We start from the raw sequence: 12,820 nt of genomic DNA, 5'->3' as shown, positions 1-12,820 counted from the left end.
GAGATGAAACGCAGTCTAACATTGCTACTGAGCACATTTATCTCAATACAAGCTTTTGCTGAAGAAAATGCTTGTGAAAAAATTTGGGATAGCTTCAAAAATAAAAATGAAAGTATCAAAATTGATAAAGTTAATGTCCCATGTAAACAAATTTGGGAAGATAGCAATAAAGCAAAGCTTGTAAAGACTATTGGCTTAAACCCAAAAGATGCTCAATGGATGTCAACAGGGGAATGTCAAGTTATTGAAGTGAATAAAAATAAATACCAAGTTTATTATGCTTATCTAAAAAATGATCATAGTGATATAAATATCATTAGTGATACTAATGGTAATTATTTTTCATATTTTAGAAATTTAGGTCGCTATGATATGTTTGAAGATAAGTTTTTTCCAACAAAAAAAGCAAATAAAAATGGCGTTGAGTTAAGTTGCCCTGGATTGGGGAATTTTGAGAAAATGAAACCTATTTTAAGTTCATATATCAATAATAAAAAAATTGATATTAAAAAATTTAGTTTTGAGGACTTAAACAAATGAAAAATGGTAAATCTATAAATCAAAAGTCATATCCATTAACGCGATATGGATTTATTTGTGCCATTTCAAGAATGGAATCTTCATCAGATTTAAGTTTACCCTTATCGGCACCAGTAAACATTAGAGCAAGCCAAAATAAAAATTCTCTGGGTTATATTGGTTTTTTTCAGTTTGGGGAAGCTGCACTTATCGATCTTGGTTATTATAAGCATTGGAAGGATAATTCTGATAAAACGGAAGAAAACGATTGGACTGGGAGTTGGACTGGTCACAATAGTGTTAATTCTTTATCAGATTTTTTGAAATCTCCTGCTAAGCAGGTTCAAATCATTGGAGAATGGATAGATCTTCTTTGCAAACGATTAAGAAATAGAAGTTTTAATGAATACTATGGGAAAATAATAAATGGAATTGAAATTACTGAATCGGGTGCTATTGCAGGGGCTCATTTAGTTGGTGAAGGAGGATTGGGTTCTTTTTTAGGTGTACCAGGTTTTAAGGGAAAATATAAAGAATCAGATGGGAATAATGTTCATATTAGTAAATATATTGATATGTTTAATCATTATGATCTAGAAAGCTGTTGTAATAGAAAAATATATATAATATTAAAAAACCAAATAGGACAAATAGCAAAAAATAAAAAAGTAACTATTGAATCTGAATTCAATGGTAAGTTTAAACAATCTAAATTTATTGTAAATACGGAGTCAGATGAGCAAGGACTATTACCTGTTATTATTAGACATCCAGGCAGTAAAATTATAATTAAAGCAGATGGAAAACAATCAGCTGTTATCACACAAGCCGCTGATAGAAAACAATCTATTGAATTAAGTGTAAGTGAAGATATTAAAATTCAATCTGTCTTACAAAAACCTGCTGAACCAGAGCCAAAAAAAGAAAAAATTGTCGTTGTTGAGCAGAAAACCGGTGATTCTAAGAAAGATGAGGTGAAAACAAATACTTCTAAAGATATAAAATTTGATATAGCTATAATAGAAAGTGACACAAATAGAAAAATAACGAATATGAGATTTTTCATAAGATATAAAGGTAAGATCAAAGAGCATACTTCTGATAGTTCAGGAATAAAAACCGGTATAATTGCAGAAGAAGGGGAAAATTTAGATATATTGGTAAATGGAAGTAAAGGTTACCAAAAAATAAAAACATTATCTGTAACTAAAGGAATGGAAAATAGCTGTATATCAGTCGCTTTAGGGCTAGTCAGCGTGAAATTGAAGATACATGATAGTAAAGGTAAAATTTTAAAAAATAATAAGTTTTTTGTTTCATATAGAGGTAGAGAAATACAAAAAACAACGGATAGTAATGGCTTTATTCAATTAAAAATGTTAAATGCATTTGTTTATAAATTGCTTCTTTCAAATAAGAAACCTGTTTTGACATTAAGAAACGATCCAAGTATTTCCGTAATCAATGTCAACTTAAATTCTGCGGCTACAACAATACAGATGCCTCGAGTAGCTCCAAATCCTCCAAGTAAGACAGTACCAGCAAAAACAACACAAGCGAAAGAAACATCACCTGAGACAGAAGAGAGCTTTGTTGATTACTTAATTGATTTTATCCCTTCATTAGGAAAAACAGAGAATGTTCATACAGAGAAAAATGGTAATCCTTTAACTAAACAGTATGGTAGTGATGTCGCCTTTACTATTAAAACAATAAATAAAGAGACAGGTAAAGAAGAAAATTTAGCTTATTCAATTAAGTATAATGGTGCAAAAAGAACACATTATACTGGAAAAGATGGTATTGGATTAAAAAAACATCGGGGTGAAGAGGGGAAGAAAATAGAAGTTATTGTAGAGATAAATGGAAAAGATCAAGTTCTTTATACTGCAACTCTAAAAAATCCTATGCCAGTCATTGAAATAAGAATAGATAAGCCAAAAGATGATAGCTTATATTTATTCCCTCTAAAGGTACGGACAAATTCATATAAAAATGGATTTGCTCGATTTGGTTCTAATCGTAGTGGTGGAAAACGTAAACACGCAGGTTGTGATCTGTATGCACCAGCAGGAACTGAAATTAGAGCGATGGCTGATGGTGTAGTAAGGAATGTTTATTATTTTTATGATAATACAGATGCTATTGAAATTGTTCATCCAAAACATATCATTCGTTATGGGGAAGTTAGAAAGGGTAAAGCTTTAGTAAAAGCTGGAGATAAAGTTGTAAAGGGTCAAGTAATAGCTTATGTAGGTAGCTTAACAACTAAAGGTATTCCAAGTATGATGTTGCATTTGGAAATGTACTCAAATCCAAATAATAAAGGCACTTTAAACGGTACAAGTGTTTATAAGCGGCGTTCGGATTTAATTGACCCTACACCTTTTTTAGATAACGCATCACTATGAGCATTCAATCATGAAGAATATTTATATCTTAATTTTTATAGGTGCTTTAATTGCCTGTAGTAATAAAGACCAAGAGAAAACACCAAGTAGCTTAAATCAAGAATCGAATGTAAATCATGCAGAAATGTATGAGCAACAATCTTCAGCTATAAGTGAAGTTTCACCAGCAAGTGAGCCAAAAGTAATTACAGATAAGGTGGTCGATACAAAAGATGATCTTCAAGCAAATCAAATTTCATGTTTAAATAAAAATATTACAGAGTGGTATGGTTTTGATGAAGCTAATGCTGAACCTAAATGTGAAAATTTAAGAAATTTTAGATTGACCTCTTATAAATGTGATATCTCTAAAAATGCTTTTGGTGCTGATAAAGATGCTCTTTTATTAGAAAATCAAGACAAGCGAATTTTCGCTTATTCTAATGCTAAAGATTGCAATGAGATTCTAGAAATACGAAATTCTAATGCACCATAAATTTATCTCTATTAATTCTATTATTTGCAAATAATTTTAGTTTCAAATAAAGATAAATATTAGTAATATATTTTTAAACTTAGTATCCTTACTAAGTTTTTATCTATATTGATAAGAAAAATTAATAAATATTGTTTTTATGGAGGAGATGGTAATAAAGAGTAGGACTATACTAAATTAATAAAAAATTAAAAATATTATTATCGATATAATTAAAAATCCGACAATATAGAATTATCTAAAAATCATTAAAGTTAATAAAGAATTAAAAAATAATTTTTAAAGAATCTTTTTATTAAATTAAAGCTAATTTATTTTTTAAGTTATGGATTTTAATATTTTTTAATTTTGTTATTGTCACTATTAATTAAATAGTATAATTTGATGCTCATCAAAATAGGTAAGTCATCTTTAATATCATCACTGTATGTTGTAAATCAAGGTTATTTGATATTAAGCATATTCAATCTTCTTACTTTTTCTTCAGCCCTATAATGTATTCTACTTACCCATCCTTCTAATTTCTTTGTAGAGGAGTACCAGTGATTTGTACATCTAGATTGATAGACTTGAATAAAACATTCGCCAATTTTTTAGGAGCAGCAGTAGCAATAAACACAATCCTTCCGTTGTCTAAATGATCTTTAACTTCGGCTATACCTTACTCAAACCAATATAATGAACTGGAAGTAGTTTCATTGATATTCTTAGAGAAATTTTTAAAGCTATATTCTAATTCTTGTTCGTTCAAGCTATACGTTGTAATCCATAAATACAATGACGCACCTTTAGATTTATATTTTTTAAATTTCATAAGAGATAAAGCAATGAGCGTAACGATGAGTGCAGCGATAAATCTAAAAATATTAGATTTCAATTTATCTGTTAACCATGCTTTTGTAGAGTCACCCGATAGTAATGTCCCATCCAAGTCAAAAACAACAATTTCTTTCATATATTTCTCTATATTTGGTAATAGTGATAAGAATTAATTTTCAAAAAATTATTTTTAAGGGTTGATTTATAAAATAATAAAATATTTTATTGTATTGTAATTTGGTTATAATAGTTTGACTTGATTATTTATAAATTAATTAAATGAAAAAAATTTGTTTTTTATTATTGCTTCCTCTTTCTGTTAACACATTTGCAAATACAGATAAGTGGAATGGTACTTATCATTACTATAGTTCAGAAGAACTGCCAGGTGGAAATGTTGCGACGATAGAATCGGTTTTAACACTAACACCCAAAAAGTGTGAGTATTCTATTGCTGGCTTTCAGGTTGATAAATCTTATATATGTAAAGTGAAAGAGAAAAATAATGAACTATATTTCTTTAATGTTCAAAGTGGTGAAAAGTTAGGAAAAGTACTCTTTAAGAAAGGAAAATACTATCTTTATTCTGATGAAGTTTTAGATAGTAAAGACAACTTATTTTCTAAAGATAAATAATAGTTATAAAACTCATTTTTAAAATATTTCAGACTCTATAAAAAGCCCAACTTTTGTTGGGCTCTATTTACGTCTCTACAATTCCTTCCAAATCTTCAAGCGTATAGTTCGGCATATCAATAATATGGGTTTGAATACCATCTTGCACATAATCATTCACATGAGGATATAACCAGCGAGTAATCTGTTCGGCAACACTTGAGTGATACTGAATTTCAAAGTGATTTAAGCCATAAAACACCGCTTTATGTGAGTCTGGAACTTTAAGCTGAAAACGTGGATTTGGGTGTTCGCCCAGTGCGCTTTTCACACTCACTAAGTAATCGCCAATCACGGTAAGCGCTTTATTACGCACCTTTTCAAATTCGAGTGTTCCTGCCACTAAAAAGGTATTGATATGGGAGGGTAGTGGAGCCGGCGCACGGTTGTCATCCATCATGCCGATACGGGCATCCATATATTCCCAGTCATCATCACGAACGCTGCCATGGCGTAAGTCTAAAATGCCATTACTACGGATATTAACTAGCTGACCCAGTAACCCAACAAATGGGAAAGCTCCGAGCTTATCTTGTATAGCAAAGCCAAAGCGCTCAAGTACTGCACCATGGTGTGGAGAACCAATACAGACGAGGTTTTCGACCATATGAATCCATTGATACATATTTTGTTTACCGTAAAACAGTGCGCTACGGGAAACCAGGCCACCCATACTGTGACCAATTAAATCAATGCTAGTAATTCTTGGATTGCGCTGTACTAAATCTTCTAATAAGTTTGAAAAACTGCGCCCATTGGCTGAAATGCGGCGACCTGTGTTGTAATTTAAATATAACATGGTGTTATGGTCACGCTGTGCTAACAGACGCTCACCAATGCCACCATAGTGTGCATTTGACCAAGTAAGATGGTTCATACACAAACCATGAACTAAAATTACGATACGCCCTGCAAGTTCGCCTTGCTGGATTGCACCGTAGTGATCGTAAAGGACCATTGGCAAGGCAAGTGGACTATGTTGCTTAAGCAAATAGTCTCCAAAAATACCATTTAAAATACCCACCAAAAAATGAAGTGTGGGTGTTAATGGCTTTTCATGAAGGGTCGGAAACTTTTCAATAATACGACGTAAACCCGGCGCTAAAAAATAACGACCATATTTTTGTAAGGCACCATAGGAAAACTGGTAGACCTTTTGCACAGATGGGCGTTTTTGAAAATTATTAGCATTTTGAGCACTAATACCAAAAGCATTTTTTAATACTTCAATATTAATGACTTGTATTAATTCATGTACACCATTTAAGCTGGTGCTGAACAGTTGAGCTAAACCCTCTAGTACGTCGGCCTGACTTGGTGGCGTACGATCCCATTTACAATAAGTTTCATGTAACGGTGTTAAGCTCGGCATATCTTTTCCCCATTTACGTTATAACCGACGTTTTAAGCTGTACTTTTTATGAACGGCAGCTAACGTTTCCATCTTAGTAGTTTAAATAACACATGTTTTTAAAATACTGATGAATGGTAAGTTGAGACGTTTTTCTTGTCTGACAATAGGGTTTTTATATACAAACTGAGAACAAAAATGTGAGTTTATTCTCAATTTAAGAGGGAAATATATGAATATTATCTACCTCCATGGCTTTAATAGCAGCTCTTCTTCGATTAAAGGGCTGAGCCTTAAGCAATATTGTAGCGAATTGGGCATAAATGTGCATTTGCCAGATTTAAATAGATCTCCGGAACAGGTCGTAGCACAAGTTTCAGAAATGATTCAGTCTTTAGAAAAGGTAGCTTTAGTCGGCAGTAGTCTTGGTGGATTTTTTGCGACATATTTTGTCGCGAAATATAATGTTCCGGCTGTACTGATTAACCCTGCTATGCAACCATGGAAGCTGTTTGATGAGTTATTTCAAGTTGAAAGCATGCCTTATAAGGTGAATGATCTATGGTCAATTGATCATGTTCAGTTACGACAGTTAGAACAACTGGAACTGAAACAACCTGAAAATGCTGACAAAATACTCGTCTTATTGCAACAAGGCGACGAAATTTTGGATTATCGTCAAGCACAACGCTATTATAGTGCTGCAACACCATCCTCATTGATTTTGACGGATGCTCATGGCAATCATGCCATGGAAGATTTTGAAGAAAAATTACCCTTAGTGATCGAATTCTTTGCGCACACCATCAAATAAGGAAAACGTACAACGTGACACAATATACGGCTCAATCGCTTGAAGTTCTTTCCGGTTTAGACCCTGTTCGTCGTCGTCCGGGGATGTATACCGATACTTCTCGTCCTAACCATTTAGCCCAAGAAGTTATTGATAATGCTGTCGATGAAGCATTAGCCGGTCATGCCGACAAAATCTGTGTCACGGTTTATAAAGATGGTTCATTGTCAGTTGAAGATAATGGCCGTGGTATGCCAGTTGATATTCATCCTGAATATGGCCAAAGTGGTATCGAAATCATTTTAACCAAGCTGCATGCTGGTGGTAAGTTTAGTACTGATAACTATCAGTTTTCAGGTGGTTTACATGGTGTCGGGATTTCAGTTGTAAACGCTTTATCTACACGTGTTGAGGTAGAAGTTCAGCGTCAGGGTAATTTATACCAGATGGCATTTGAGCAAGGTGAACCTGTTGCTCCTTTAGCGGTGTTAGAAGGTAAAGCACCAAAACGTGCGACAGGAACTACGGTACGTTTCTGGCCTGAAGCTAAATATTTTGATAGTCCAAAATTTGCGTTAAAAGCACTCAAACATAATTTAAAAGCCAAAGCTGTTTTAGCAGCTGGTTTAAAAATTACTTATATCGATCAAATTAATGATGAAAAAATCGAATGGCAATTTGAAAATGGCCTTGTCGATTATTTGATGGATGAATTGCAAGACCGCGAAATTTTGCCAAATCCTGCATTTGTAAGCAGTGGCCAAGCAGACCGTGCCGCGTGTGAGTTTGCGATTTGCTGGAATGTAGAGGGTGGCGAACAGGTTCAAGAAAGTTATGTCAACTTGATTCCAACTGCACAAGGTGGTACTCATGTGAACGGTTTGCGTTCGGGGGTGACCGAAGCGCTACGTGAATTCTGTGAGTTACGTAATTTATTACCACGTAATCTTAAACTTTCGGCTGAAGATGTTTGGGATGGCGTGAATTACATTTTATCGCTCAAGTTCCAAGAGCCACAATTTTCTGGTCAAACCAAAGAGCGTCTTTCAAGTCGTGAAGCATCAAATATTGTTTTAAATATTGCTAAAGATGCCTTTGCGCTCTGGCTCAACCAACATGCTGAAATTGCTATGCAACTTGCCGAAATGGCAATTTCTAAAGCAGGTCGACGTTTAAAAGCTGCGAAAAAAGTTGAGCGTAAAAAGATTGTTTCTGGTCCGGCTTTACCGGGTAAATTGGCAGACTGCGTGGGCCAAACACGTGAAGAAAGTGAGTTATTTATTGTCGAGGGTGACTCGGCTGGTGGTAGTGCCAAACAGGCGCGCGACAAGAACTTTCAGGCTATCATGCCAATTCGTGGAAAAATCTTAAATACATGGGAGGTTTCTTCTGATGAAGTACTTGCTTCTCAGGAAGTTCACGATATTGCGATTGCGATTGGTGTAGACCCGGGCAGTGATGATTTGTCAGAACTGCGCTATGGCAAAATCTGTATTTTGGCCGATGCCGACTCAGACGGTTTGCACATTGCGACTCTGCTATGTGCCTTATTCGTTAAACACTTTCCAGCATTGGTTGAAGAAGGCCATTTATTTGTAGCAATGCCACCATTGTTCCGTATCGACATTGGTAAAGATGTTCATTACGCGCTAGATGATGAAGAGCTTGAAACCATTTTAAAAAATGTTAAAGGTAATAAGAATCCGCAAATTACCCGATTCAAAGGATTGGGCGAGATGAATGCAATTCAACTACGTGAAACAACCATGGATCCGAACACCCGTCGTTTGGTTCAGCTCGATCTAGATGATGCACATTTAACAGCAGGTTTACTCGACAAGCTCCTTGCGAAAAAACGTGCAGCAGATCGTAAGCAGTGGCTTGAGCAAAAGGGTAACTTAGCTGATATCACGGTTTAAAAAGAATAAAAAAAATCCCCGCACAATAGGCGGGGATTTTTTATTTTAGCTACAAAATAGTATACAGTATTTAAATAATTAGACTTAAACAGACAAGTCTGTATAAATTATTCTTTATTTAAAACCTAATTTCTATAGGTTGTGGAAATTGAAAAACATCGCAATTTGCACCACCTCCAATCCGATCTATTACTACAAAATCACTGGGTGCCTCAAAGGTCAGCAAAGGGTGATGCCATGTGCCTGCCCGATAATTAATACTTTGCTTACCATTCGAGATGAAAGCACAGAGCTTGGAAATATCGGGAGTATCTTCGTCTAAAGCGGGTGCGACAATAATTAAAAACTTTTGTTGCTGTAATGGAATAAATGCTTGAGAACCTTTCGGATGGCGCTCTAGCATGGAAATTTCCAGAGGCAAGACACTGGCCTTGATGTTACGGAAAATACTGATCCCTGCTTTTGCTTCACCCTCAATTTCAGTTTCAACGAGCGCATGGTAGCGCTCGGTGTGGGCATCATTAATATGAAAAAAATCATGCCCATCACAACAAATAACTTCTCCGAAGGGCTGAAAGTTCTCAATAGTTAAGGGCTGAATCTGAACATTATCTATGATCATGACTTGGCAATTTTCCCCCATAAACGGACACGGCTAATACCACCATCTGGAATCATGTTAATACGGATATGTGAGATTTTTTCATGCTGTAAAATCTCATTCACATATTCATGAATATGGTCCATTTGCATAGGTTGGGCTTCTAGTAAATAAGACCAAAACATACTTTGTGGAATTAATTGTGCATCGGTTGCATTTTCAAGGTAGACCGCTTGTATCGATACTTGGGCAGGGAAGTTCCCTTTAAAGTGCGCCGTATCAATTTCAATTTTTTCAATTTTTCCGCTTTTACCCAGTGCAAGAATACACCAGTCATAACCTGGTGCGCGGCGGCGTTTGGTTTCCCATCCATCGCCCATATTGACGCCACGGCCTGGGTTAATCAAATTACGCGGGTGTCCAAAGTGCGCATCGCTATAGGCAATTACGCGACCGCCATTTTCAAGAGCCAATAAATCGAGTGTTTGCTCTGTATCAGACACCTGAATATGAACATCACCATAAACGCGTAAACGGGCGACACCGCCATCTGGGAAAATATTGAGGCGTATATGCGTGAAAATTGCATCATTATTGACCATAAAAATATGATGTTGACTCGGCCCTAGCTCGGTATTTTCCAAAATACTCTGCCATTTTGTCCCTGTAAGGTCACCATTTGGTGCATAACATGCTTCTAATGAGGCAGATGCAGGATAATTTCCTGTGAAAAACGTGGTGTCGATATCAAGTGCACTGATTTTTCCACTCACTCCTAGCTTCACAATACACCAGTCATAGCCCGCATGACGCTTACGGCGGGTCTCCCAACCGTCCATCCATTTGCCGTTATCATCGAATTTATCTTCAACAAAAATAGGTGCTTCAAATTGCAGCATACGTTTTGCTTCTGCAAAGAAATCATCTGAACACTCAATCACTTGTGCACCAATTCGGGCATCCGCCAAATTAGTTTTAGTATTCAAAATTTCAGGAAGTTCAAAAGCTGGAGCGTGCAATGTTGCCATAATGGAGTATCCGTATTTCTTGTTAAAAACATGATTTTTCATTTAAAACTGCACTCACACTGAGCGTGTTGAGACCAGTTCTATACTTAAATATATAAGCATGGTGCATGCCAGTTTGGTGGAAAAGCTCAATAAATTTTGAACGATGGCATGTTTTTAGCATAAGCACCCTATAGGTGAATATCTATAGGAGCGTGTTATGAATGTGGTGATTATTGGTGCGGGAATGGGAGGTCTAACCACAGGCATTGCATTAAAGAAATTTGGTCACCAAGTTCGTATTTTTGAGCAAACTGAAAAGATTCTTCCAGTCGGCGCTGCAATTTCGCTGTGGTCGAATGGTGTGAAATGTCTAAATTATCTGGGATTAACCGAGAAAATCGCCAAACTTGGTGGGCAAATGGATGACTTGGCCTATGTAGATGGTTTAACTGGAGACGTGATGACACAATTCAGTTTACGGCCATTAATTGAAGAAGTGGGACAACGCCCTTATCCGGTCGCACGTGCCGATTTACAAAATATGCTGATGGATGAGTTTGGTCGAGATCAGATTTATTTAGGCAAAAAAATGATCAGCCTTGAGGATAAAGCTGATTATGTCGAAGTGCATTTTGCAGATGGTAGTTCAACACAAGCCGACTTACTGATTGGGGCTGATGGTACGCATTCAATGACTCGTGCCTATGTGTTAGGTCAGCAGGTACAGCGCCGTTATGCAGGTTATGTGAACTGGAATGGTCTGGTTGAAATATCCGAAGATTTAGCGCCAGCTCAGCAATGGACGACTTATGTAGGAGAGGGTAAACGTGCATCTCTGATGCCAGTTGCCGATGGACGTTTTTATTTCTTTTTAGATGTGCCTTTGCCAGCAGGCTTAGAGAATAATCGTGATGAATATAAAAAACTTTTAAAACAATATTTTGCTGATTGGTGCCAGCCTGTACAGCAGCTCATTGAACGCTTAGACCCGCAAAAGACCAATCGGGTAGAAATACATGATATTGAACCGTTTACCCAATTTTATAAAGGTCGCGTGGTGATTTTAGGTGATGCCGCTCATAGCACCACACCTGATATTGGACAGGGCGGTTGCCAAGCCATGGAAGATGCGATTTATTTAGCGCGCTCTTTGCAAATTAATACTTTGGGACTAGAAGATGCTTTACGCCGCTATCAAAACAAACGTAATGAACGTGCCAATGAATTGGTGCTTCGTGCACGCAAACGTTGTGATGTAACCCATATGAAAGATGAAACTGTTACCCAAGCTTGGTATGCAGAATTACGCCGTGAACAAGGCGGACATATTATGCAGGGTATTATTAGTAATATTGTCGGTAATCCACTCGACTAAAACAAAAACAGCAAGGAATTTTTCCTTGCTGTTTTATGCTTCTAAATAAAAAATTTTAGAAGTGGTATTTAACCAAAGCACTGACGTTATTTTCGTCTCGGCCTTGTAGACCAAATTTATTATTCCACACAGAGTGCTCAATACCTAGGTACAGGCGTGTGTCAGGAGAAATGTGTTTACCTACATTCCATTTCCATTGAGTTGTCCAGTTCAACTCACTGGCATGGTCACCTTCAGCAGTTGACCAATCTAGGAAACCATCAACCAAGAATTCTTCAGATGCAATATTAAATGGAATTCCATAGACGAATGTCATTTGATAATCGTCATCAGTTTTCTCGTTGTTTGCACGGTAGAAATTTAAATTCGCATATTTAAAATATGGAATATCTAAATCAACAGCAAAACCATATAAGAAGTTATCGAAATTGTTGCCGTTTTCGCTATTACTTTCCCAAGTGGTACTAATGAGCACATCTTTAATTGGGCCATAAGCCAATTTTTTGCCAGATATTTCACCTAAGCTTAAACGTGGTGATAACTCAAAATATGTACTTTTATGATCATCTTCACCGCGCATACGGTCCATGAAGAAGAACACATCAGCATATTTAACTTTTGCTGCATATTCCAAAGTGATGGTAGTTTCTTTTGCGTCTACAACTTCATAGTTTTCACCATAAAGACCAGTCACGCTAAAATCTTGCCAAATTGGTTTTGCCTGAACCATGGCTGTTGCAGATAACAAGGCACAAGTAGCCGCAAGTTGCTTTAATTGCATTTAAATGATCTCCCCCCAAATAAAGCACGCTAAGGATACAGGGTCTTAAGCAAAAATGAAGCCAAATTTGATCAACGGTTAAAAAAAAGCC

At 36.1% G+C, this 12,820-nt stretch carries 11 protein-coding genes and 1 pseudogene; 7 read left to right on the top strand and 5 right to left on the bottom strand.

The window, feature by feature from the left end; genetic code table 11:
* Nucleotides 1-3: 3 nt before the first annotated feature.
* From HMPREF0014_RS20540 to HMPREF0014_RS20530, 3 genes are read left to right on the top strand one after another with little or no spacing between them, the layout of a single operon-like run.
* Nucleotides 4-540, top strand: a complete 537-nt coding sequence (locus HMPREF0014_RS20540) for a hypothetical protein (protein WP_006580803.1) — start codon at nt 4-6, stop codon at nt 538-540.
* Nucleotides 537-2,930 (top strand): M23 family metallopeptidase, encoded by a 2,394-nt coding sequence (locus tag HMPREF0014_RS20535; RefSeq protein ID WP_006580804.1) that lies wholly within the window; start codon nt 537-539, stop codon nt 2,928-2,930. The genes HMPREF0014_RS20540 and HMPREF0014_RS20535 overlap by 4 nt, the downstream gene beginning before the upstream one ends.
* Nucleotides 2,931-2,940: 10 nt before the next feature.
* Complete coding sequence (locus HMPREF0014_RS20530) at nt 2,941-3,405, top strand: hypothetical protein (RefSeq protein ID WP_006580805.1); 465 nt, start codon at nt 2,941-2,943, stop codon at nt 3,403-3,405.
* A 295-nt stretch (nt 3,406-3,700) separates the two neighbouring features.
* On the opposite strand, the pseudogene HMPREF0014_RS26350 reads toward HMPREF0014_RS20530, so the two are convergent.
* Nucleotides 3,701-4,360: pseudogene (locus HMPREF0014_RS26350) on the bottom strand (haloacid dehalogenase-like hydrolase).
* Between the two features lie 143 nt (nt 4,361-4,503).
* On the opposite strand from HMPREF0014_RS26350, the gene HMPREF0014_RS20520 reads away from it, so the two are divergent.
* Nucleotides 4,504-4,860 carry a DUF5991 domain-containing protein gene (locus tag HMPREF0014_RS20520; RefSeq protein WP_006580807.1) on the top strand — a complete coding sequence of 119 codons (357 nt, stop codon included), beginning with the start codon at nt 4,504-4,506 and terminating at the stop codon, nt 4,858-4,860.
* A gap of 67 nt (nt 4,861-4,927) precedes the next feature.
* On the opposite strand, the gene HMPREF0014_RS20515 is transcribed toward HMPREF0014_RS20520, so the two are convergent.
* Nucleotides 4,928-6,271, bottom strand: coding sequence for an alpha/beta fold hydrolase (locus HMPREF0014_RS20515; protein ID WP_004711445.1), 1,344 nt, complete (start codon nt 6,269-6,271; stop codon nt 4,928-4,930).
* 211 nt (nt 6,272-6,482) lie between these two features.
* Here HMPREF0014_RS20515 and HMPREF0014_RS20510 point away from each other — a divergent pair, with 211 nt between their 5' ends.
* Entirely contained in the window at nt 6,483-7,064 is a 582-nt protein-coding gene (locus HMPREF0014_RS20510; RefSeq protein ID WP_004711447.1) for a YqiA/YcfP family alpha/beta fold hydrolase, read from the top strand.
* 14 nt (nt 7,065-7,078) lie between these two features.
* The gene (gene parE, locus HMPREF0014_RS20505) at nt 7,079-8,962 is read left to right on the top strand and encodes a DNA topoisomerase IV subunit B (protein ID WP_006580808.1); all 1,884 of its coding nucleotides are present in this window, start codon (nt 7,079-7,081) and stop codon (nt 8,960-8,962) included.
* 118 nt (nt 8,963-9,080) lie between these two features.
* Here the strand turns inward: parE and HMPREF0014_RS20500 are convergent, their stop codons facing one another.
* Nucleotides 9,081-9,584, bottom strand: coding sequence for an ureidoglycolate lyase (locus HMPREF0014_RS20500; RefSeq protein WP_020992331.1), 504 nt, complete (start codon nt 9,582-9,584; stop codon nt 9,081-9,083).
* Nucleotides 9,581-10,591 (bottom strand): allantoicase, encoded by a 1,011-nt coding sequence (gene alc / locus HMPREF0014_RS20495; protein ID WP_006580810.1) that lies wholly within the window; start codon nt 10,589-10,591, stop codon nt 9,581-9,583. The genes HMPREF0014_RS20500 and alc overlap by 4 nt, the downstream gene beginning before the upstream one ends.
* Before the next feature lie 199 nt (nt 10,592-10,790).
* Here alc and hpxO point away from each other — a divergent pair, with 199 nt between their 5' ends.
* The gene (hpxO, locus tag HMPREF0014_RS20490) at nt 10,791-11,948 is read left to right on the top strand and encodes an FAD-dependent urate hydroxylase HpxO (protein WP_006580811.1); all 1,158 of its coding nucleotides are present in this window, start codon (nt 10,791-10,793) and stop codon (nt 11,946-11,948) included.
* Nucleotides 11,949-12,003: 55 nt separating this feature from the next.
* Here the strand turns inward: hpxO and HMPREF0014_RS20485 are convergent, their stop codons facing one another.
* A complete protein-coding gene (locus HMPREF0014_RS20485; protein WP_002053945.1) occupies nt 12,004-12,729 on the bottom strand; it encodes an outer membrane protein OmpK in 726 nt (241 codons plus the stop codon).
* Nucleotides 12,730-12,820: the final 91 nt, after the last annotated feature.

The sequence above is a fragment of the Acinetobacter sp. RUH 2624 genome (assembly GCF_000162375.2).
Taxonomy (GTDB): domain Bacteria; phylum Pseudomonadota; class Gammaproteobacteria; order Pseudomonadales; family Moraxellaceae; genus Acinetobacter; species Acinetobacter nosocomialis.
The sequence above is the reverse complement of the archived record's forward strand: the minus strand, read 5'-3'. Positions and strand labels throughout refer to the sequence as shown.